Consider the following 20,170-nt stretch of genomic DNA (forward strand, 5'->3'; position numbering starts at 1 on the left):
AAGCTGTTGCCGTTTTGCATTCCTTGAGGGAATGCAACTGCTGCGGTCAGAGCGTGGATGCCGGAGCGGAGTCTACGGGAGAGGAGCTGGTTCTGAGGGCGGGCAGCCACTGAATTGCCGGTTCAGCCAGTCTTTGAACGGGGCCGTGTCGAACGCGGGGTGCTGGTGCGCGGGCCAGGCCAGGTGGTACTGGTCTTCAGTTTCCAGACGCTCAGCCAGCGGAGTGATCAACTGCCCGGCGGCCGTAAGGTCACCCAGCATTCGCAGCCAGCCCAACGCCACACCTTGCCCGGCAAGGCAGGCTTGAATGACGTGGTAATAGTTGTTGAAACCCATCGGCTGGCGGTCCTTGGGCATCTCCTGCGAAAAGTGGCGCAGCCAGCGCCGCCAGCCCACCCATGAGCCATGCTGCGCCTGCATGTGCAAAAGCTCGCAGCCGAGCAAATCCTGGACGCTCTCGATAGGCCCGTTTTGCCGCAGATACTCCGGTGTGCAAACTGGAGTAAGGATGTCATTGAACAACGGTTGCGATTTGAACCCGGGGAAATCGGGTTTTCCGAACACTAGGGCCAAGTCAACCTTTCCGGAGGGCTCAATCCCTTGCGGGTCTGAGGTCACCACAAAGATTTCGCCCCCGGGAAAGCAGTCTCTGACCTCGGCTACGCGCGGCAACAGCAGGAAAGCCGCGTTTGAAGTCGAAGTCGACAACACGATCTGGTGCCTTGATTTATCCTGCAGAATATCTTCAAGCGTGTCGGCCATGTGCGACGCCGCAAAACTATATGCGCGCAACAGTTTCCGGCCTGCTGAAGTCAGGCTGATGCTCTTGTGGCTGCGTGCAAAGAGGCGCTGGCCAAGCCGCTCTTCCAATTCCTTGATCTGCTTGCTGACTGAGCTTTGGGAAAGCCCCACCTCTTCCCCTGCGAGTGTGAAACTCTCCAGCCGGGCTGCCGCCTCAAAGGCTGGCAGCAGCCTTTGAATGTTCCGGTAGAGACGTTTCGTTTGCATGAAATTCCTTGCTTTTGGGTCACGGGAAAGACGACGTGATCATTTCAGTTCACCCGCGAGGCGGCAAGTCAGGATTGGTATTGACGTGCTTCCCGTAGAGTCCGCGGATATTAGTTCGCTCTGTTCAGGGTTTGATGCGCTACCCAACGCGCCCACGGCCGTTGTTAGAATTTCCGCGGTTCCATCAGGTTCGCGGGCTGGTGTCGTGAACTGATTTCATATGGTCGTCCCGGGACCTTGTTCCCGATAGCCCCGTGCGGGCGTTCCTCATTGCAGTCTCAACGCCAAGCCTCCAAATTTTCGGCTGCATCTTCAAGGCTCATGAACCAGTGCGCGTTCAGGCACTCCGCCCGGAACCGGCCATTGAACGCCTCGATGAAGGCGTTGCCGGTAGAATTGCCCGGACAGGAGAAGTCCAATGCCACGTCGTTGGCATAGGCCCAAAGGTCCATATCCTCGGAGATGAACTCGCTGCCCTGGTCAACACGGATGGTGGCTGGGTAGCCGGTGCGTTTGCATACTTGCTCAAGCGTCGCGACCACGTCCTCCCCGCGATATGTGAACCGCGCATCAAGCACCGGGACATAGCGTGAAAAGGTGTTGACGACCGTCAGAACCCGAATTTTCCGGCCTGTCGCCTGCTGATCATGAACGAAGTCCCTTCCGGCAGATTGCGCATGCGCAATCGCCTTTCGGAAAACGCATAGCCCAAACGTCATTGGGGCTGACAGCCTCTTTGCGGTCATCCCGCAGCCCGGCCTTCACCCGGCGCTTGGGCGTCTTGTTCCAAAGTGGCCTGCCCAGGCCGGCGGGATTTGTAGCGATAGATCCTCGGATCGAACCGGATCACCTCGCAGGCCCGGCGGATCGGCACCTTCAAATCCGCCCGCATCCCGTCGACCAGCGTCCTTTTCCGGGCTGGCCTCCAAGCTTTCGCTTAATGACGTCCTGCAGCATTGCCTTGTCGAGGGCGAGATCCGCGACGATCTTTTTCAGGCGCGCGTTCTCCTGCTCGAGTTCCCTGAGCCGTTTCATCTCGGATGGCATCAGGCCAGCATATTTTTCTTCCAGTTGAAGAATGCCGCCGTACTGATCCCAGCCTTGCGGCAGACCTCGGCCACCGTGGTGCCGTCCTCCGCCTGCTTGAATATGAACGCCTTCTGCGCGTCCGTGAACTTCGATGCCTTCATGTGTTTCCGCTCCTCTTCCAGCCAGGGGTTCTCTGCGGAAAACTCTAATCAAAAACGGAGGCGTGTTCGGGGATCACATCAGCTGCCGCCCGGCCTCCTGCCAGGCGGCGCATGTTATCAATGCCTTAGGGAAGCAGCGCCAAACGCTTGAGGAACAGGGATTTCACCGCATCGGCGTCCACCGTCATGCAGACCTTGACCGGCGCCCGGCCGTTGTCCGGATCCGCCAGCGTGGCACCGGAGGTTTCGCCCTCGCAGGACACCCGCAAAGGCACCTCCCGCATCCCGAACAACTCGGGGTTGGTGCAGGCAATCACCGCCGCCGGGTCATGCAGCGAGCAGCCGGTCTTGCCCGCAACCTCCAAATAGAACTTCAGATAGAAATGCGACATTTCCTGCAGCATGCCGCCCAGTTCCGGCGACTTAGCGGCAATCGCCTCAAAATCCTCCGCCAGGCACAGAATGCGGTGGGTGACATCAAGCCCGACAAACACCACCTTTTCGCCGCCCTGGCAGACCACATCCGCCGCATGCGGGTCGTGATAGATATTGGCCTCGGCGTGAGGCATGATATTGCCGCCTTCCTCCAGCGAGCCGCCCATCACCACGATGGATTTCACATTGCTGATGAAATCCGGGTCGCGCTGCATCGCCAGCGCAATATTGGTCAGCGGCCCGATCGGGCAGACCACCAGCTCACCTTTATGTTCGCGCGCCATGCGGCAGAGGAAATCCGCAGCCTCTTCCTCCAGCGCCTTTCCCTTGGGCTCTGCCGCCGGGATGTCTCCAAATCCCTCCTCCCCATGAACATGCGCCGAAGGGGCGAAGGGCGGCAGCACCAGCGGTGCCGCGTCACCGGCCGCCACCGGCACCTCCAGCTCCGCCGCTTCCAGCAGCCGCAGCGCATTGCGGGTGGCGGTTGCGGTGGTCACATTGCCGAAGATCGTGGTCAGGCCCAACAGCTCGATATCCGGCGCTGCGGCGGCATAGAAGATCGCCATCGCATCGTCGATGCCCGGATCGGTGTCGATAATCAGCTTTACCATCTGCCTGAATCCTCTGGCCTATTTGAACTTGTCGAGCAGTTTTTCCATCGCCGAGCGGGTATCCGGCGCCGGTTCTTCCTTGGCGGCTTTTTTGGTCTCTGCCTTGGGCTTGCTGGCCGAGCTCCGCGGCGGCGCCACCCGCAGGGCAACCGCGTTCATGAATTTGCCGCCATCGCCCTTGGCCAGTTCCGCCGCCCCGTCCGAGATGCCGCGCATCAGGTCGTCCAGCCAGCCCTCATCCGCCTTGGGAAAGTCGCGCAGCACGTAACCCGCCACCGCGTCCTTGTGGCCCGGATGGCCGATCCCCAGCCGCACCCGGGCATACTCTGCGCCGATATGCGAATGGATCGAGCGCAAACCGTTGTGGCCGGCATGGCCGCCGCCCTGCTTCATGCGCGCCTTGCCCGGCGCCAGGTCCAGCTCATCATGCAGCACCACCACATCGGCAGGCGTCAGCTTGTAAAACCGCATCGCCTCGCCCACCGACTGGCCGGAGAGGTTCATGAAGGTCTGCGGCTTCAAGAGCAGAACTTTTTCACCACCCAAATTGCCCTCGCAGATCAACGCCTGGAACTTGGACTTCCAGGGGCTGAAGCCGTGATCGCCAGCAATCTGGTCCAGCGCCATGAAGCCGATGTTATGGCGGTTGCGCTCATACTTTCCGCCGGGATTGCCCAGGCCGACAAAGAGTTTCATGGGATCTGCCCGCTTGCGTTTCTACAGACCCCGAGTGATGCCTCATTTACCCGCCGGAATCCAGAGGCAGGCGGGATCAGGCATAGCGCCTGTCCGCAGCAAAAGGCGCCAGATCGAGGTTGGGCTGCCGCCCTTCCGCCAAATCCGCGATCAGCCGCCCGGTGATGCCGCCCAGGGTCAGGCCGATATGCTGGTGGCCAAAGGCATAGAGCAGCCGGTCCGACTGCGGGCTTGGCCCGATCACCGGCAGCGAGTCCGGCATCGTCGGACGGTAGCCCAGCCATTCGCTGGCAGGTTCCGGCAGCGGCCCCAGCATCTCCTCCCCCTTGCGGGCGATGTGATCCAGGCGGCTGCGGTTCATTGGCGCGTCCAGCGCGGCGATCTCCACCGTGCCGGTCAGCCGCAGACCCTTTGCGTGAGGCACCGCATAGAACCCCGCCTCGCCCCAGCCAACAGGCCGCGTCACCCTCTGCGCTTCGCCGTCAAACATCAGGTGATAGCCGCGCTCGGTGCCAAGCGGCAGCTTCTCCGTCCCGGCCCCCGCGATCTGCTTCGAGAATGCGCCGCTGGCAATCACAGCGCGCTCTGCCGTCAGGCTCTGCCCGCCGGCCTGCAGCTCGACGCCTGTGCCCGAGGCCCGCACCGCGCCCACAGGCGCCCGCAACGTCACTCCGCCCAGATCCGTGAAAACCTTGTGCATCCGGGTGATGAACTCCAGCGGGTCGCGCAGGTGCCGGGCAGCGTGGAAATGCACCGCCCGCGCCACCGGCAGCCGCAGTCCCGGCTCCATCTCATAAGCCTCGTCCGGCGCCACCTCGCGCCAGGGCACGCCCAGGCTGCGGCGGCGCTCCAGCCCGGCGGTTGCCGCTTTCGCAGCTTGCGCAGTGGACCAAACCGAAAGCTGGCCGCGCTCCACCACCAGATCCTGGGCGCCTGCGGCCTCGATCAGCGGGTTGATCCCGGCATCCGCATGGACCAGCAGATCCGCCAGATGCCCGGCAATCCGCCGCGACGGGCCGCTGCGGCAGTTGGCCAGAAAAGACAGCATCCAGCGCGGGTTCCGCAGCGCATAGGCATAAGACAGCGACAGCGGGCTGTCCTTGGAAAACATCAGGCTGGGCAGCGACCGCAACACCGAAGGGTCGTTCACCGGCAGGCAGGCATAGGTCGCCAGCGTGCAGGCATTGCCATAGCTGGTGCCCGACCCCGGCGGCTCAGGATCCAGCAGCACCACTTGGTGGCCGCGCATTTGCGCCCAGAGCGCACAACTCATGCCCACCGCACCTGCGCCTGCAATGGCAATGTCGTAATCCGCCATGGCTGCCTCCCCTGTCCTCAGAGGGAAATGGGGCAGCCAAGCAGCGGAAAGTCAAACGAAAAACGGGGCCCCGAAGGACCCCGTTTCCATCCTCGCCCGAAGGGGCTGTGGATTTATGCTTCAGCGGCTTCCGCTGCTTCACCTTCTTCGCCTTCACCGTCTTCGTCATCGGAAGAGGACAGGCCGGCCGGTGCGGCGATGTTCGCAATCACGAAGTCGCGGTCGATGGTCGGCTTGGTGCCTTTCGGCAGCTCGATCGACGAGATGGTGACAACGTCGCCGATGTTCAGGCCGGTGATGTCGACGGTGATCTTCTCCGGGATGTCGCCCGCGGTCACAACCAGTTCCACCTCGGGGCGGACAACGGTCAGCATGCCGCCTTTTTTGATGCCGGGTGCAGCTTCTTCACCGACGAATTCAACCGGGATGAACAGGTTGATTTTCGAGGTGCGGCGCAGGCGCATCAGGTCCAGGTGGGTCGGCAGGTCTTTGACAACGTCACGCTGAACGTCGCGGCAGATCACGCGCACGTCGTCGTGGCCTTCCACTTTCAGGTTCCACAGGGTGGACTTGAACTGGCCGGCTTTCAGCTTTTTCAGCAGTTCGTTGAACGGGATCTGGATCGCGACCGGATCCACGTCGCCGCCATAAACCACACCCGGAACCATGCCTGCGCGGCGCGCAGCGCGAGCGGCGCCCTTGCCCGTCCCCGCACGTTCCTGGGCTACGAGATCAGGAATCTCTTTTGCCATCTTAATTCTCCAATATGACTATCGGGGTGCCTCCAAGGCTGTCACCCCGTGTGAAGCCGTGCCTATAGACCGGAACGCGCAGTATGGGAAGGGGCAAAGCCCCCTGCCCGCCGGTCTGAAGGCACTATTCCTGCCAGCGCCCGCCAAAATCCTCAGGCACCAGCAGATTATGGCGCCCCAGCCCCTCGACAGAGCGTTCACCGCACAGCGCCATGGTGGTGTCCAGCTCCTTGCGAATCACCTCCAGCGCCTCGGTGACGCCCTTCTGACCCCGTGCGCCCAACCCATAGACAAAGGCACGCCCGATCATGGTGCCCCTGGCGCCCAGCGCCAGCGCCTTCAGCACGTCCTGGCCGGAACGGATGCCGCTATCCAGATGCACCTCCACATCGCTGCCCACGGCATCCATGATTTCCGGCAGCACCCGGATCGAACTCAGCGCGCCATCCAGCTGGCGCCCGCCGTGGTTCGACACCACAATGGCATCTGCCCCCAGCTTGGCGGCCATTTTGGCATCCTCGGCGTCCAGAATGCCCTTCAGGATCACCTTGCCGCCCCACATCTCCATCAGCTTTTCGACCTTGCCCCAGTCCAGCGCCGGGTCAAACTGCTCTGCCGTCCAGGCGCCCAGCTGCGAGGTATCGGAAACCCCCTGCACATGGCCCACGATATTGCCAAAGTTGCGCCGCTTGGCGCCCAGCATTTCGATGCCCCAGGCCCATTTGGTCATCAGGTTGGCAATGGTCGCAGGCGTCAGCTTTGGCGGTGCGGACAACCCGTTCTTCAGGTCCTTGTGACGCTGGCCCAGGATCTGCAGGTCCAGCGTGATCACCAGGGCTGAGCATTTGGCATCCTTGGCGCGCTGGATCAGGCGGCGGATGTAGTCCTCGTCCTTCATCGTATAAAGCTGGAACCAGAACGGCTTGTCCGTGGCCTCCGCTACTTCCTCGATCGAATTGATCGACATGGTCGACAGCGTGAAGGGGACGCCAAACTCTTCCGCCGCGCGGGCCGCCTTGATCTCGCCGTCTGCGTGCTGCATCCCCGTCAGCCCCACCGGCGCCAGCGCCACCGGCATCGCCACGTCCTGGCCGATCATTTGGGCCGCGGTCGTGCGCCCGGTCATGTCCACCGCCACCCGCTGGCGCAGGCGGATCTGCTCGAAATCCGAAGTATTCTCACGGAAGGTCTGTTCGGTCCAGCTGCCGCTTTCGGCGTAGTCAAAGAACATCCGCGGCACACGGCGTTCATAGATGCGCTTCAGGTCGTTGATATTGGTGATCACCGGCACTGGATTCTCTCCCGATCTCATTTGGTAAAGTTTCTTTACCAATTCAAACCAGCAAAAGCAACGCCCGGTTTGCCGCACCCCTGAAACGCAAAAACCGCGCCCGAAGGCGCGGTTTTCCAAACCTGTTTGTGCCCGTGCGTCAGCCCTTGTGGGCACCATCGGCGAGAGATTTCACAAACGCCAGCACCTCCGCCGGGGATTTGCCCGCGCCGATCTGGCTTACGATGGCACTGCCCACAACCGCGCCGTCCGAAATAGACGCGATGTTTTGCGCCTTCTCCGGTGTGTTGATGCCAAAGCCCACGATGACCGGCAGATCGGTCGCCGCCTTGATGCGGGCAACCTCAGGGCCGACATCGCCGGCCTCGGCCTCTGCGGCGCCGGTGATGCCGGTGATCGACACGTAATAGACAAAGCCGGAGGTGTTCTGCAGCACTTTGGGCAGGCGCGCGTCGTCGGTGGTGGGGGTCGCCAGGCGGATGAAGTTCAACCCCACCTGCTGCGCCGGGATGCACAGCTCGTCATCTTCCTCGGGAGGCAGGTCCACCACGATCAGCCCGTCGATGCCCGCGGCCTTGGCGTCCTCCAGGAACTTGTCCACGCCGCGGCTGTAGATCGGGTTGTAATAGCCCATCAGCACGATCGGGGTGGTGTCGTCGCCTTTGCGGAAATCTGCGGCCAGCTGCAGCGTCTTTTCCAGCGTCATACCACCGTCCAGCGCACGCTGCCCCGCCAGCTGAATGGTCGGCCCGTCGGCCATCGGATCGGTGAACGGCAGGCCCAGCTCGATGATGTCGACACCAGCACCCGGCAGCCCTTTCACCACCTCCAAGGAGGTCGCATAGTCAGGATCGCCCGCCATCACATAGGTGACAAAGGCTTTCTTGCCGGCGGCGTTCAGTTCGGCGAATTTGGCATCAATACGGGTCATGGGCGGGCCTTTTGAAATCTGTCCGCCCCGGTGTGCCGAATGTTGCGCGGGAAATCAATCCCGCGCAGTTTTGCAGCCCGGCTCAGCCACCCAGCGGAATATGCCAGCGCAGGGTCAGGGAGTTCACACCCGGGTTCTCATCCGCGGTAGAGGCGTTGGATTTATGGCTGAAGGCCAGCGACACCGCGCGGCCGTTCTGAAACCGCTTGCCCACCGCCAGCAGGGTGCGGATTTCAAAGGCAGAGCCCAGATCGTTGCCGGCAGAGCTCTCGTGATAGGCGCCCGGCATCACGCTGTTTTCAATAAACCAGTCGTTCTTCAGGTCAACCACCGCGCTGATCCCAACACCGGCAAACACATCACCGGTCTCTTGCACCTCCAGTGTCGCGCCGAACCGGGTGGAGAACAGCCTCCCCTCGTGAAAGGGGCGGTGCAGGTAATCAATGGCAAATTGCGCGCCATCCTCTGCGGTTTCCCGGTGGTAGTCGGAATATCCCAGACCCAGCGTCACCTCTTGGGCCGCCGCCGGCACGGCCATGGATGCCGAAAGTGCTGCCGCCAGCAAAGCTGTCTGTTTCATATCAAGCCCCTCGCAGTAATATTTTCTTTGCACCAAGATATTTTTTTGCGTTTCTTTTCCAAGCCGCCTCACGAAAAAGCAATATGAGGGCTTACTGTGCAGCCTTGCACATTGGGCTTTGTGGCCCTTTTGCCAGCCTTACATGGCTTGCACGGGCCTGCAATGCTGCCTAGAAGCAGCTCCCAAGTGGTATCAGGAGGCCGGAATGGGCTTTAAAATGGGAATCGTCGGCCTGCCCAACGTGGGTAAATCGACACTGTTCAACGCGCTGACCAAAACCGCCTCGGCGCAGGCGGCCAATTTTCCGTTCTGCACCATCGAACCCAACGTGGGTGAGGTCGGCGTGCCGGACGCGCGGCTGGATAAGCTGGCGGCGATTGCCGGATCCAAGCAGATCATCCCGACCCGGATGACCTTTGTCGATATTGCGGGCCTGGTCAAAGGCGCCTCCAAGGGCGAAGGCCTGGGCAACCAGTTCCTGGCCAACATCCGTGAAACGGATGCGATTGCCCATGTTCTGCGCTGTTTTGAAGACGGCGACGTGACCCATGTGGACGGCCGCGTCGATCCGGTTACGGATGCCGAGGTGATCGAGACCGAGCTGATGCTGGCCGACCTCGAAAGCATCGAGAAGCGCCGCGCCAACCTGGTGCGCAAGCTGAAGGGCAACGACAAGGAGGCCCAGCAGCAGGACCGCCTGCTGGCCGCCGCGCAGGCGATGCTCGAAGACGGCAAGCCTGCCCGTCTGGTCGAGGTCGATGCCGAGGACGCCAAGGCCTGGAAGATGCTGCAGCTTTTGACCACCAAACCGGTGCTTTATGTCTGCAACGTAGGCGAGTCGGAATCGGTCGAGGGCAACGAACACTCCGCCAAAGTGGCCGAAATGGCCGCGGCGCAGGGCAACAGCCATGTGATCATCTCTGCCCAGATCGAGGAAGAGATCAGCCAGCTGGACGCCGAAGAAGCCCAGATGTTCCTGGAGGAAATGGGTCTGGAAGAAGCCGGCCTCGACCGGCTGATCCGCGCGGGCTATGAGCTGCTGCACCTGGAAACCTATTTCACCGTCGGCCCCAAGGAAGCCCGCGCCTGGACTATCCGCACCGGCACCGCGGCGCCGCAGGCGGCCGGCGTGATCCACGGCGATTTCGAAAAAGGTTTCATCCGCGCCGAAACCATCGCCTATGACGATTTCATCGCCTGCAATGGCGAACAGGGCGCCAAGGAAGCGGGCAAGATGCGCGCCGAGGGCAAGAGCTATGTCGTCAAAGACGGCGACGTGCTGCACTTCCTGTTCAACACCTGATCCCTTGTTCCGGTGATTTTTCCTGCCGCCCGTCAGCCCCGCTGGCGGGCGGTTTGCTTTTTGTCTTGGCCTGGGGCAATGCTGCAGGCAGCAAACGCGTTGCCGGAATTCCCGGGACGGGCGGCGCAATCGCGCTACAGTTACAGATGCACGCAGCAAGGGCAGGCCTTCCATGGAAAAAGACGACAGCATCAACGTTCTGGGCGGCCCGCTTGCGCCTTGCTCCGCCGCGCCGCTGACCGGTTTCTTCCGCGACGGCCACTGCAATACCTGCGCCGAGGATCACGGCAGCCATACGGTTTGCGTAGTGACGACGGCGGAATTCCTGGCGTTCTCCAAATACGTCGGCAACGACCTGTCGACGCCGCGGCCGGAGTTCAACTTTGCCGGCCTGCAGCCCGGCGACTGCTGGTGCCTGTGCGCCGCGCGGTTCCTGCAGGCCGCGGATGAAGGCTGCGCCCCCAAGGTGCATCTGGAAGCCACCCATGCCCGGGCGCTGGACATCGTGCCGCTGAGCGTCCTGCAAAGCTATGCTGCCGACCCGGCCTGAACTGCCGCATTGACCCGCCTCCGGGTTTGCCGCTATGGCAGCACCCAGCCAGCCCGCCGGTCCCTCGCCGGCGCTGCCAGCCTCCCTGCACATCATCCCACTACAAGGAGGCTCGCCCATGAGCTATATCGCCATGAACCGCTTTAAGATCCGCCCGGGCCGCGAAGCAGATTTCGAAAACATCTGGAAGGCGCGGGAAAGCCGACTGAAAGAGCTGAAGGGGTTCCGCGAATTCCGCCTGCTGAAGGGGCCGGAAGGCGGGGATCACCGGCTCTATTCCAGCCATGTGATCTGGGACAGCCGCGAAGATTTCGAAGCCTGGACCAAATCCGAACAGTTCCGAGACGCCCACCGCAATGCCGGCAAGCGCGAAGGCGAAAGCCCGATCCTGGGCCATCCGCAGTTCGAGGGTTTCGAGACCGTCCTGCACGAGGCCTGAAGCCGCCGGGGCTGGCCGCGTGCCAGCCTCACCCCGCCAGCTGGCCGGGATCGCCCGTGCTGCCCGCCTGCCAGATATCCTGCGCCATCAGCGCGCCGCTGGGCATGTCATAGACCGCGCCCAGCACCTCATTTCCCTTGCGGGCCGTGACCAGCAGATCCGGCCCTTCCTCGATGAAGGAAATCCTGCCATAGCCCAGGCGCGACAGTTTCTCCTCCAGCGCGCTGCGCAGCCGTTTGGGGCATTGCGGGCCGGGGCCGGGGGTCAGTTTCAGGCAAGGCATCGGCGGGGTCATGGGCATCCTTCCAGGGTCTTCGCTGTCCCTTCATGAAGCCACGCAGGCCGCTCACAGGCCATTGAACTTTGGTTTATCGGCCTGTGTCCGGCGGCAGAGCCGGCGTAGACCAAGGGTTTAATCCGCGCGCAGACCATGCCGGGTGCGCAGGAATCTTCTGCGGCAACGGAAAACGGCACCCCGTGGCGGGATGCCGTTTCAATAGGGTATTCGTGCTCCGCAGGGGCGGGTCACTCTTCGAAGGTGCGCCCCTCTTCGGTGTCGGACATGTCAAAGCCCAGATGCTTGGCAACAGTGAACACGTCCTTGTCGCCGCGGCCGCACATGTTCATCACGATGATGTGGTCCTTGGGCAGGTCCGGCGCGATCTTGGTCACATGGGCCAGCGCATGGCTGGGCTCCAGCGCCGGGATGATGCCCTCGGTGCGGCAGCTGAGCTGAAAGGCCTCCAGCGCTTCCTTGTCGGTGATCGAGACATATTCGGCGCGGCCCGTGTCATGCAGCCAGGAATGCTCCGGCCCGATGCCCGGGTAGTCGAGGCCCGCAGAGATTGAGAAGCCTTCCTGGATCTGGCCGTCCTCGTCCTGCAGAAGGTAGGTGCGGTTGCCGTGCAGCACGCCGGGGCGGCCGCCGGTGAGCGAGGCACAATGCTGCATCCGGTCGTCGACGCCTTTGCCGCCTGCTTCGACGCCGATGATCTTGACCGAGGGGTCATCGAGGAACGGGTAGAACAGGCCGATGGCGTTGGAGCCGCCGCCAATTGCGGCAATCACGGTGTCCGGCAGGCGGCCTTCGCCCTCCTGCTCGGCCAGCTGCCAGCGGACTTCCTTGCCGATCACGGACTGGAAATCGCGCACCATCGCCGGGTAGGGGTGCGGGCCGGCTGCGGTGCCAATGCAATAGAAGGTGTCGCGCACGTTGGTCACCCAGTCGCGCAGGGCGTCGTTCATCGCGTCCTTCAGGGTGCCGCGGCCAGAAGTGACCGGGACCACTTCGGCACCCAGAAGGCGCATGCGGAAGACGTTCGGCGCCTGGCGCTTCACGTCATGGGCGCCCATGTAAACAATGCATTTGAGGCCGAACTTGGCACAAACGGTAGCGGTGGCCACACCGTGCTGGCCCGCACCGGTTTCGGCAATGATGCGGGTCTTGCCCATGCGCCGCGCCAAAAGGATCTGGCCCAGCACGTTGTTCACTTTATGCGCGCCGGTGTGATTGAGTTCGTCGCGCTTCATATAGATCTTGGCGCCGCCCAGTTCCGCCGTCAGGCGCTCCGCATGATAAAGCGGGCTGGGGCGGCCGACGTAGTGTTTCCACAGGTCCTCCATCTCGGCCCAGAAGGAGGGGTCGTCCTTGGCTTTGTTGTATTCTTCCTCAAGGCTCAGGATCAGCGGCATCAGGGTTTCGGAAACGAAACGCCCGCCAAAGATGCCAAAGCGGCCCTGTTCGTCCGGACCGTTCATGAAGCTGTTGAAAAGATCGTCGGCCATGGTTCTTCCCTCACTTTCGCAGCGCCCGCAATGACTATAGCGCGGCAGCGGCTTGGTAAAGGGAGATTGCGCAACCAGCTGCGTCCGGCCAAGGCCCCTGCCCTGCCGGTGTGCTGCTAATCTTTGCTGTGCTGCCTGCCTTAAGAGGCGGAAGGATAAGTATGGCGGCGCCGCCAAAGGGCGGAGGCGGGACGGGAGGTTCCTCCCGCACGCTAAACGTTGTCTCTGCGTGCCCTTGCCAAAGGGCCCTGTTCCAAGGTGCCGGGGGTGTCAGGCCCGGCGGTGACCGCGATCGACTGGGACTTTGCCGCACGCCGCTTAAGATCCCGTGAGACCAGCGTACGCAGGGTGCGCAACACCCTGGGCGCTGCGTGTGCCGCTGATGCCGCGCAGTGAGTATTTTTGGACAGATGAAGGTGCAGGCCCGGTGTTTTCATCTTTCCCTAAATACTCAAATCCCGGCGGAGCCGCGATCGCTGCCAATGGGAAATGCAAGGCGTCAGCCGCGGGCGGCGTGTGCCGCCCTGGTAAAGGCCCCGATCAGACCCGCATCCTTTTCGCCTGGTGCGCTTTCGACGCCGGAGGAGACATCCACCTGCCGAGCGCCGGTCATGCGGATCGCTTCTGCCACGTTTTCAGGTGTCAGCCCGCCGGCCAGCATCCAGGGCTTCTGCCAGTATTTGCGCCCCGCCAGCAGCCGCCAGTCAAAGGCGAGGCCGTTGCCCCCGGGCAGCTCTGCCTCCTTCGGCGGCTTGGCGTCGATCAACAGCTGATCTGCCACCTGTTCATACAGCGCAATCTGAGGGATGTCGGCGGCATCGGCGATGCCCACCGCCTTCATCACCGGCAGGCCGTAGCGGGTCCGCACCTCTGCCACCCGCTCCGGGCTTTCCTTGCCGTGAAGCTGCAGCATGTCAAGCGGCACCGCGCCGGTGATGGCGTCCAGTTCCGCGTCCGAGGCGTTCACTGTCAGCGCCACCTTGCACAGGCCTATGGGCGCTTCGACAGCCAGCGCGGCCGCCTGGGCGATGGAGACGTTGCGCGGCGATTTCGGGAAGAACACAAAACCCGCATAGGCGGCCCCTGCCGCGGCAACGGCAGCCACATCCCGCGGGCTGCTGAGCCCGCAGATCTTTACCCGGATGTCAGTCATGAGTGGCTCAGCCCGCGTCTTCGAGAAGCGCCAGGACCTCGTCCTTGCCTTCGTTCTTCTGCTTCTTGAGCCGGGTCACTTCGCGGCTCAGCTTGCGGGCTTCGCGCGCCTTCTGGGCGGCTTCGCTGCGATGCTTGTGCTCGCGCATCCACTCCCACAGGAAGCCGATCACCAGCCCGGTGCCAACACCGCCCAGTACCACCACGAACAACGGCAGCGAAATGCCGTGGTTGAAGCCGAACAGCTCTGCCAGGGCATCGGGCATCAGTTTCAGCTCAACAACGGCGCGGTTGGCAAGAGCCACGGACACCAGCCCGATGGCCAGTGCCCCAAGAATCGCGTAGCGAATGTAACGCATCAGGCTTTCCCGTTCAGGCGGTCCCTCAAGAGTTTACCCGTCTTGAAGAACGGCACGTGTTTTTCCTCGACTTCGACCGTTTCACCGGTGCGGGGATTGCGGCCGGTGCGCGCATCCCGTTTTTTGACCGAAAAGGCACCGAAACCGCGCAGTTCAACCCGGTCGCCGCGGGCCATGGCATCGGTTACTTCCTCGAACACCGTGTTCACGATCCTCTCCACATCCCGCTGATACAGGTGCGGGTTTTCGTCTGCAATCTTCTGAATAAGCTCAGAGCGGATCATGATCCAAATTCCTCCCAGGACAGCATTATGCTTTGGCTATTATTCTGAGAGTATAGGAAAAATCCCCGCATGGGGGAACAAAATGCCGCGGCTCCGGGCGGCAAATCGGCACCGCATTACCAGGTTTTTGCCCCCCGGGGCGCCATTCCGGCGCCACACGGCGCCGCCGCAGTGCGGCAACGGCAGACCGCAGATCTTTGCGCAAGATTTGATTCGCAGGCGCTGCCAGCGTTGCGGACCGGCCCCAGGGCGGCCTTTTCCCGGAGGATTGCCCGCGCCCAGGCCGGTGCATCAGAGTCGGGACCGCCGGGGGCGGTGCCGGATCTGCGCCCTTCACCAGCCACCGTCTGCCGCGAAATCGGGCAGCCCCTGCCCCGACCTGCGCCGGATGCGGCAGCGACTCGGCCATATGCGCCGTGTGGTGAAATATTTATTCATGATGATAAAATTTACCTTTGTAAAGAGGCCCGGATCACTCATCATTCCCTGGAACCGGGCGGGCCGGGCCATCTGGCCTGATCCGGTGATCCAAAACCCGGCCCCGTGCCGCTGCTGGCAGCAGCGCGGGCCAGCCAGCCTAAGCCGGTGGACAACAACCGGCACAATAACAAGACAACATGGAGAAAACTGGAAATGTCACTGGATGTGAGCACAATATATGCTCAGCAAGTTACCCTGAATTCGCTGGTACAGAATATTCTGTACGCCTCGGGGATCGTGGGCGCGATCCTGGTTGTGGTCGGCCTGCTGCTGATCGACGCGGGCACGGCGCGGCGCCGGAACCTGTTCAACTCGACCATTGAAAAGTCGCTGGGGTTCTTCCTCGGCTTTGCCACCTATTACGTCATCGGGTTCGGCCTGTGGGCCGGGCAATATTACATCATGGAAGGCGCGACCATGATGGATTCGATCAAGGACTGGTGGCTGGGCGGCGCCCTGACCAATGCGCTGGCGCATCATACCGACCCGGCGACGTTCCCGGGGCTGAACACCTTCCAGATCTTCATCTTTTTCCTGGCGGTGTTTGCGGGCATCATCAACATCCTGCTGCATTTCGCGGTGTCCGAGCGGATGAAGGCCTCGGCCTATTTCATCACCTGCATCGTGGCGGCAGTGGTTTCTTCGGCGCTCAGCTGGGCGACCTGGGGCTCGGTTGGGCCGCTGACCAATGCGGGCTTTCACGACTTCTTTGGTGTGGGCTTTGTCTACCTGTTCCCGGCCGGCATGGCACTGGTGTTCACCCCCAAGCTGGGCGCGCGCCCCGGCATGATGGCGCCGCATCCGCGGATCTCGGCCTATCTGGCGCCCAGCATCGGGCTGTGCGCGCCAGGCCTGCTGCTGATCTTTGCGGGCCTGCCGATGGTGATCCTGTCCTGCCTGTTCTTCTTTGATCCCGAAGCACTGGCCGTGAGCGTCACCATGGCCGACACCAGCGTCGGCATCGCCATCAACAACTACGCCATGGTCTGGGCCGGCGGTGCCATCACCGGGCTGCTGATTGCCTATGCCACCGGCAAATACGCATATACCCTGCTAGGGCCGCTGGCAGGCTATGTTGCCGGCGCGTCCGGCTTTGATGTCTACCTGCCCTGGCAGGCCTTCATCGTCGGCCTGGCGGCACCTTTCGCGGCCTATGCGGTCTATGAGTTCACGCTGAAGCGCGGCATCGACGAGCACAAGCTGTTCCCGCTGTTCCTGGGCTGCGGCACTTTGGGCATGGTGCTGCTGGGCCTGTTCAAGGCCGGCACCCCGCGCGGCGGCTATTTCGGGATCGAGGAAGGCGCCTATGCGTTCCAGCATGGTGAGATTTCGCTGGTGATGCAGCTGGCGGGCACCGCGGTCTGCATCGGCACAGGGGTGGTCACCGCGCTGATCCTGTCCTTCATCCTGGAACGCACCGTGGGCCTGCGGGTCTCTGAGGACGACCAGATCGACGGGCTGGACGGCAAAGTCTGGGACCTGGAGCCGGATGTTGTCACTCACGCGGACAGCGCACAGCGCGCCTGATCGCGGCTGAATTGCAGAAGGCCCCGGTTGCTGCCGGGGCCTTTTTTCGTGACTGCAGGCCTGAAGTTCAAAGAATCGGCTATAGTTGACCTCATCAACAATGAGGAGACGACCATGCTGTACCCGCTTGCCTCGCTTGAGGCTGACAAACTGGACGCGATCAAGGCCCTCGAAAAGGACATCGGCAGCCCGGTGGTGGCACTGGCCGGCGTCGAAGCGGATACCGCCGCCCTGCCCGATGACCAGCTGAAAAGGCTGCAGGAGCTGGAAGAGGAACTTGGCGTGGTGCTGGTGGCCGTCCGGCCGAACTAGGGACCGGAGCAGAGCAGCCGCGCAACCAGAAGAGCCCGCGCAGCCGCCTGCCCTTAATCAACCATTTGCCATCGCGTTCCGGTAGTGTTCCAGAAAGGCCATAATCGGGTGTTCCGACTGTGATGAGCAGACGGCATCCACCACCAGCGGCCCAGTGTCGAAACCGCCGGATTCCAGCCCGCGCTGCACGGAATCCACAATCGGCCCGTCCTCGGCAAAGGTGGTGTGGCGGTGCTGCAGGATGATCTCTTCCTCGACCGGGTTCGGCGTGGCTTCGGGCAGCCACCAATCGACTTCGATCTTGGTTTTATTCACCCCTAACGGCTTCCAGCGGTAGGTGTTGACGATGCCGCCGGGATAAACCTGCAGCGCCACCAGCGGAAAGAACCACCAGGTCAGGAACTTGTCGGTCTTTGCCTCCGGGTCGGCCACATAGGAATAGCTCTTCTTCTCGTCAGACCGTGCGGGCGAGACGTGGCGAATGCCGTAACCATAACCGCGCGTACGGTACGCGTCCGGGTCCACCACACCAGTGGTCAGGGTCTTATGCACCACCGCGCAGTGGTAGCATTCGTTGAAATTTTCGGCGACTACCTTCCAGTTTGCCGAAGCCATCCGTTCGGTCCGCGCCGCTCTGTGGTAGCTGGCAAGATTCGGTGCATAGTCCTGGATCTCGGGTATGGCGTCCGCGGCCAAGTCGGCAAAGGGTGCGGCCTCTGCATCCAGATTGACCAGCACCAGCCCAAAGAACACTTCCACCCGCACCTGGCGCAGTTTGTGCTGCGACTTGTCGAACCCGGGGAAGTTCGCGGCATTGGGCGCGGCGCGCAGCTGGCCCGTGGTGTCATAGGTCCAGGCGTGATACGGGCAGGTCATCTTCTTGGCGCAGCCCTTGCCCTCCAACAGCTCATGGCCGCGGTGGATGCAGACATTGTAAAACGCACGGATCTCCGCATCCTGACCGCGCATCACAATCACGGAAGTGCCCGAAACCTCCTCCACCACATAATCGCCTGCATTGGGGATATCGTTGGCGTGGCCGATCAGCTGCCAGGACCGGCGGAAGATCTGCACCTTCTCCTGCGCAAAGAGCGGCTCATCCGTGTAGCTGCGGGCCGGCAAGGTGGTGTAGACACCGCCCGCAAAGCTCATTTCGCCCATTTTTGCCTCCTCCGGGTATCTTTGGCTTGATGCCGAATCTGCATCAGGCCTGCGTCTGCTTCGCCTTCACATCCGCCGTTCAGGTCGGTTTCAGGCTGCTCAAATGCGGCAGAGAGGTCGGTTTCAGAAGTTAAATCAATGACTTGTGAATTCTCTTGATCGCTGTGTGAGACACTCGAGAACCCAGGGCAGGCCTTCGCCTGGTTTTGAAAGGCGGCCACGCACCTGCAGCAGGGACTGAGCCTGCCCCAACAAAAAAAGCCCCGCAGTCGCCTGCGGGGCTTTCGATTGTCAGCCGTGAGGCCGGGGAGATTAGTCGCCCGACTTCAGTGCGGCGCCCAGGATGTCGCCCAGCGATGCGCCGGAGTCCGAGGAGCCATACTGTTCCACTGCTTCTTTCTCTTCCGCGATCTCGCGCGCCTTGATGGACAGGCCCAGGCGGCGGGTCTTGGAGTCGACGTTGGTGACGCGCACGTCGACCTTGTCGCCAACCGAGAAACGCTCGGGGCGCTGGTCGGCACGATCGCGGGACAGGTCGGAGCGGCGGATGAAGGACTTCATGCCTTCGTATTCCACTTCGATGCCGCCGTCTTCGATTGCGGTCACTTCCACGGTCACGATCGAGCCGCGCTTCACGCCGCCCACGGCTTCGGCGAACTTGTCGCCGCCCAGGGCTTTGATCGACAGCGAGATACGCTCTTTGTCAACGTCCACTTCGGAGACAACGGCCGAAACCATGTCGCCTTTGCGGTAGTTCTGGATCGCATCTTCGCCACGCTCGTCCCAGGACAGGTCGGACAGGTGAACCATGCCGTCGATGTCGCCGTCGAGGCCGATGAACAGACCAAATTCGGTGATGTTCTTGACTTCGCCTTCGACCTGAGTGCCCTCGGGGTTGTTCTCGGAGAACACTTCCCACGGGTTGCGCATGGTCTGCTTGAGGCCCAGGGAGACGCGACGCTTGGCACCGTCGATTTCCAGAACCATGACGTCGACTTCCTGGGAAGTGGAGACGATTTTGCCCGGGTGGACGTTTTTCTTGGTCCAGGACATCTCAGAGACGTGGACCAGACCTTCGACGCCCGGCTCCAGCTCAACAAATGCACCGTAATCGGTGATGTTGGTGACGCGGCCCTTGTGCACGGAGGACAGCGGGTACTTGGCGCCAACCAGATCCCACGGATCTTCCTGCAGCTGCTTCATGCCGAGGGAGATGCGGTGGGTCTCTTTGTTGATCTTGATGACCTGAACCTTGACGGTTTCGCCGATCGACAGGATCTCGGAGGGGTGGTTCACACGGCGCCATGCCATGTCGGTGACGTGCAGCAGGCCGTCAACGCCGCCCAGGTCAACAAACGCACCGTATTCGGTGATGTTCTTGACGACACCGTCCACTGCCTGGCCTTCGGACAGGTTGCCGATGACTTCGGCGCGCTGCTCGGCGCGGGACTCTTCGAGGATCGCGCGGCGGGAGACAACGATGTTGCCGCGGCGGCGGTCCATTTTCAGGATCTGGAACGGCTGCTTCAGACCCATCAGCGGGCCTGCGTCGCGCACGGGGCGCACGTCAACCTGCGAGCCGGGCAGGAAGGCAACAGCGCCGCCCAGGTCGACGGTGAAGCCGCCTTTGACGCGGCCGAAGATCGCGCCTTCGACGCGCTGATCGTCTGCGTAGGCTTTTTCCAGGCGGTCCCAGGCTTCTTCGCGGCGGGCCATCTCGCGGGAGATGACGGCTTCGCCACGGGCGTTTTCAGCGGCGCGCAGGAACACTTCCACTTCGTCGCCGACTGCGATTTCAGCCGCTTCGCCGGGGTTTGCGAATTCTTTCAGATCAACGCGGCCTTCCATTTTGTAGCCGACGTCGATGATGGCCTGGCCGGCTTCGATTGCCAGCACTTTGCCTTTGACAACCGAACCTTCGTCCGGGGTGTCCATTTCGAAGCTTTCGTTCAGGAGGGCTTCGAATTCCTCCATCGATGCGTTTTGAGCCATGAGGTCTCAGGTTT

Annotated in this window: 21 protein-coding genes and 1 pseudogene; 5 read left to right on the plus strand and 17 right to left on the minus strand. The window is 62.2% G+C overall.

Annotated elements, in window-relative coordinates; all coding sequences use genetic code 11:
- Nucleotides 1–72: 72 nt before the first annotated feature.
- From ACXAHG_RS13135 to ACXAHG_RS13175, 9 genes and pseudogenes are all read right to left on the minus strand, one after another.
- A complete protein-coding gene (locus tag ACXAHG_RS13135; RefSeq protein WP_475057976.1) occupies nucleotides 73–1,008 on the minus strand; it encodes a LysR substrate-binding domain-containing protein in 936 nt (311 codons plus the stop codon).
- A 184-nt stretch (nucleotides 1,009–1,192) separates the two neighbouring features.
- Nucleotides 1,193–2,198, minus strand: a pseudogene (locus tag ACXAHG_RS13140) (integrase core domain-containing protein).
- 125 nt (nucleotides 2,199–2,323) lie between these two features.
- On the minus strand, nucleotides 2,324–3,244 hold the full coding sequence (locus ACXAHG_RS13145; protein ID WP_475057978.1) for a nucleoside hydrolase: 921 nt from the start codon (nucleotides 3,242–3,244) through the stop codon (nucleotides 2,324–2,326).
- Between the two features lie 18 nt (nucleotides 3,245–3,262).
- On the minus strand, nucleotides 3,263–3,940 hold the full coding sequence (gene pth / locus ACXAHG_RS13150) for an aminoacyl-tRNA hydrolase (protein ID WP_475045100.1): 678 nt from the start codon (nucleotides 3,938–3,940) through the stop codon (nucleotides 3,263–3,265).
- Between the two features lie 76 nt (nucleotides 3,941–4,016).
- Nucleotides 4,017–5,258 carry an NAD(P)/FAD-dependent oxidoreductase gene (locus tag ACXAHG_RS13155; RefSeq protein ID WP_475045101.1) on the minus strand — a complete coding sequence of 414 codons (1,242 nt, stop codon included), beginning with the start codon at nucleotides 5,256–5,258 and terminating at the stop codon, nucleotides 4,017–4,019.
- Nucleotides 5,259–5,371: 113 nt separating this feature from the next.
- Nucleotides 5,372–6,010 carry a 50S ribosomal protein L25/general stress protein Ctc gene (locus tag ACXAHG_RS13160; RefSeq protein WP_475045102.1) on the minus strand — a complete coding sequence of 213 codons (639 nt, stop codon included), beginning with the start codon at nucleotides 6,008–6,010 and terminating at the stop codon, nucleotides 5,372–5,374.
- 124 nt (nucleotides 6,011–6,134) lie between these two features.
- A complete protein-coding gene (locus tag ACXAHG_RS13165) occupies nucleotides 6,135–7,301 on the minus strand; it encodes an alpha-hydroxy acid oxidase (RefSeq protein ID WP_475045344.1) in 1,167 nt (388 codons plus the stop codon).
- A 139-nt stretch (nucleotides 7,302–7,440) separates the two neighbouring features.
- On the minus strand, nucleotides 7,441–8,232 hold the full coding sequence (trpA, locus tag ACXAHG_RS13170; RefSeq protein ID WP_475057980.1) for a tryptophan synthase subunit alpha: 792 nt from the start codon (nucleotides 8,230–8,232) through the stop codon (nucleotides 7,441–7,443).
- Nucleotides 8,233–8,314: 82 nt separating this feature from the next.
- Nucleotides 8,315–8,812, minus strand: a complete 498-nt coding sequence (locus ACXAHG_RS13175; RefSeq protein ID WP_475057983.1) for an acyloxyacyl hydrolase — start codon at nucleotides 8,810–8,812, stop codon at nucleotides 8,315–8,317.
- A gap of 205 nt (nucleotides 8,813–9,017) precedes the next feature.
- Here ACXAHG_RS13175 and ychF point away from each other — a divergent pair, with 205 nt between their 5' ends.
- From ychF to hmuQ, 3 genes are all read left to right on the plus strand, one after another.
- Complete coding sequence (gene ychF, locus ACXAHG_RS13180; protein WP_475057985.1) at nucleotides 9,018–10,115, plus strand: redox-regulated ATPase YchF; 1,098 nt, start codon at nucleotides 9,018–9,020, stop codon at nucleotides 10,113–10,115.
- 172 nt (nucleotides 10,116–10,287) lie between these two features.
- Nucleotides 10,288–10,665 carry a DUF2237 family protein gene (locus tag ACXAHG_RS13185; protein ID WP_475057987.1) on the plus strand — a complete coding sequence of 126 codons (378 nt, stop codon included), beginning with the start codon at nucleotides 10,288–10,290 and terminating at the stop codon, nucleotides 10,663–10,665.
- Nucleotides 10,666–10,783: 118 nt separating this feature from the next.
- The gene (hmuQ, locus tag ACXAHG_RS13190) at nucleotides 10,784–11,104 is read left to right on the plus strand and encodes a heme-degrading protein HmuQ (protein ID WP_475045108.1); all 321 of its coding nucleotides are present in this window, start codon (nucleotides 10,784–10,786) and stop codon (nucleotides 11,102–11,104) included.
- A gap of 28 nt (nucleotides 11,105–11,132) precedes the next feature.
- Here hmuQ and ACXAHG_RS13195 read toward each other — a convergent pair whose 3' ends face one another.
- The 5 genes from ACXAHG_RS13195 to ihfB form a co-directional block, all read right to left on the minus strand.
- The gene (locus ACXAHG_RS13195; RefSeq protein WP_475057989.1) at nucleotides 11,133–11,399 is read right to left on the minus strand and encodes a hypothetical protein; all 267 of its coding nucleotides are present in this window, start codon (nucleotides 11,397–11,399) and stop codon (nucleotides 11,133–11,135) included.
- Between the two features lie 230 nt (nucleotides 11,400–11,629).
- Nucleotides 11,630–12,889: a tryptophan synthase subunit beta gene (gene trpB / locus ACXAHG_RS13200; protein WP_475057993.1), complete on the minus strand. Its 1,260-nt coding sequence runs from the start codon at nucleotides 12,887–12,889 to the stop codon at nucleotides 11,630–11,632.
- A 499-nt stretch (nucleotides 12,890–13,388) separates the two neighbouring features.
- A complete protein-coding gene (locus tag ACXAHG_RS13205) occupies nucleotides 13,389–14,042 on the minus strand; it encodes a phosphoribosylanthranilate isomerase (protein WP_475057995.1) in 654 nt (217 codons plus the stop codon).
- Nucleotides 14,043–14,049: 7 nt separating this feature from the next.
- Nucleotides 14,050–14,400, minus strand: coding sequence for a lipopolysaccharide assembly protein LapA domain-containing protein (locus tag ACXAHG_RS13210; protein ID WP_475045115.1), 351 nt, complete (start codon nucleotides 14,398–14,400; stop codon nucleotides 14,050–14,052).
- Nucleotides 14,400–14,684, minus strand: coding sequence for an integration host factor subunit beta (gene ihfB / locus ACXAHG_RS13215; RefSeq protein WP_019298084.1), 285 nt, complete (start codon nucleotides 14,682–14,684; stop codon nucleotides 14,400–14,402). Before ihfB ends, ACXAHG_RS13210 begins: the two co-directional genes overlap by 1 nt.
- Nucleotides 14,685–15,317: 633 nt before the next feature.
- Between ihfB and ACXAHG_RS13220 the strand changes: the two genes are divergently transcribed.
- Complete coding sequence (locus ACXAHG_RS13220) at nucleotides 15,318–16,691, plus strand: ammonium transporter (RefSeq protein WP_475057997.1); 1,374 nt, start codon at nucleotides 15,318–15,320, stop codon at nucleotides 16,689–16,691.
- A 114-nt stretch (nucleotides 16,692–16,805) separates the two neighbouring features.
- Nucleotides 16,806–17,003 carry a hypothetical protein gene (locus tag ACXAHG_RS13225; RefSeq protein ID WP_475045118.1) on the plus strand — a complete coding sequence of 66 codons (198 nt, stop codon included), beginning with the start codon at nucleotides 16,806–16,808 and terminating at the stop codon, nucleotides 17,001–17,003.
- Nucleotides 17,004–17,060: 57 nt separating this feature from the next.
- Here the strand turns inward: ACXAHG_RS13225 and ACXAHG_RS13230 are convergent, their stop codons facing one another.
- The 3 genes from ACXAHG_RS13230 to rpsA form a co-directional block, all read right to left on the minus strand.
- Nucleotides 17,061–18,164, minus strand: coding sequence for an aromatic ring-hydroxylating oxygenase subunit alpha (locus ACXAHG_RS13230; protein ID WP_475057999.1), 1,104 nt, complete (start codon nucleotides 18,162–18,164; stop codon nucleotides 17,061–17,063).
- Nucleotides 18,152–18,385 carry a hypothetical protein gene (locus tag ACXAHG_RS13235; RefSeq protein WP_475058002.1) on the minus strand — a complete coding sequence of 78 codons (234 nt, stop codon included), beginning with the start codon at nucleotides 18,383–18,385 and terminating at the stop codon, nucleotides 18,152–18,154. Before ACXAHG_RS13235 ends, ACXAHG_RS13230 begins: the two co-directional genes overlap by 13 nt.
- 91 nt (nucleotides 18,386–18,476) lie before the next feature.
- A complete protein-coding gene (gene rpsA / locus ACXAHG_RS13240) occupies nucleotides 18,477–20,156 on the minus strand; it encodes a 30S ribosomal protein S1 (RefSeq protein ID WP_271906493.1) in 1,680 nt (559 codons plus the stop codon).
- Nucleotides 20,157–20,170: the final 14 nt, after the last annotated feature.

This window comes from Leisingera sp. ABD4_442 (assembly GCF_056160905.1).

Bases quoted from the DNA above. Each gene is read 5' to 3' on its own strand.
- ACXAHG_RS13135 (WP_475057976.1), bottom strand. From the start codon at position 1,008: ATGCAAACGAAACGTCTCTACCGGAACATTCAAAGGCTGCTGCCAGCC.
- ACXAHG_RS13145 (WP_475057978.1), bottom strand. From the start codon at position 3,244: ATGGTAAAGCTGATTATCGACACCGATCCGGGCATCGACGATGCGATG.
- pth (WP_475045100.1), bottom strand. From the start codon at position 3,940: ATGAAACTCTTTGTCGGCCTGGGCAATCCCGGCGGAAAGTATGAGCGC.
- ACXAHG_RS13155 (WP_475045101.1), bottom strand. From the start codon at position 5,258: ATGGCGGATTACGACATTGCCATTGCAGGCGCAGGTGCGGTGGGCATG.
- ACXAHG_RS13160 (WP_475045102.1), bottom strand. From the start codon at position 6,010: ATGGCAAAAGAGATTCCTGATCTCGTAGCCCAGGAACGTGCGGGGACG.
- trpA (WP_475057980.1), bottom strand. From the start codon at position 8,232: ATGACCCGTATTGATGCCAAATTCGCCGAACTGAACGCCGCCGGCAAG.
- ACXAHG_RS13175 (WP_475057983.1), bottom strand. From the start codon at position 8,812: ATGAAACAGACAGCTTTGCTGGCGGCAGCACTTTCGGCATCCATGGCC.
- ychF (WP_475057985.1), top strand. From the start codon at position 9,018: ATGGGCTTTAAAATGGGAATCGTCGGCCTGCCCAACGTGGGTAAATCG.
- ACXAHG_RS13185 (WP_475057987.1), top strand. From the start codon at position 10,288: ATGGAAAAAGACGACAGCATCAACGTTCTGGGCGGCCCGCTTGCGCCT.
- hmuQ (WP_475045108.1), top strand. From the start codon at position 10,784: ATGAGCTATATCGCCATGAACCGCTTTAAGATCCGCCCGGGCCGCGAA.
- ACXAHG_RS13195 (WP_475057989.1), bottom strand. From the start codon at position 11,399: ATGACCCCGCCGATGCCTTGCCTGAAACTGACCCCCGGCCCCGGCCCG.
- trpB (WP_475057993.1), bottom strand. From the start codon at position 12,889: ATGGCCGACGATCTTTTCAACAGCTTCATGAACGGTCCGGACGAACAG.
- ACXAHG_RS13205 (WP_475057995.1), bottom strand. From the start codon at position 14,042: ATGACTGACATCCGGGTAAAGATCTGCGGGCTCAGCAGCCCGCGGGAT.
- ACXAHG_RS13210 (WP_475045115.1), bottom strand. From the start codon at position 14,400: ATGCGTTACATTCGCTACGCGATTCTTGGGGCACTGGCCATCGGGCTG.
- ihfB (WP_019298084.1), bottom strand. From the start codon at position 14,684: ATGATCCGCTCTGAGCTTATTCAGAAGATTGCAGACGAAAACCCGCAC.
- ACXAHG_RS13220 (WP_475057997.1), top strand. From the start codon at position 15,318: ATGTCACTGGATGTGAGCACAATATATGCTCAGCAAGTTACCCTGAAT.
- ACXAHG_RS13225 (WP_475045118.1), top strand. From the start codon at position 16,806: ATGCTGTACCCGCTTGCCTCGCTTGAGGCTGACAAACTGGACGCGATC.
- ACXAHG_RS13230 (WP_475057999.1), bottom strand. From the start codon at position 18,164: ATGGGCGAAATGAGCTTTGCGGGCGGTGTCTACACCACCTTGCCGGCC.
- rpsA (WP_271906493.1), bottom strand. From the start codon at position 20,156: ATGGCTCAAAACGCATCGATGGAGGAATTCGAAGCCCTCCTGAACGAA.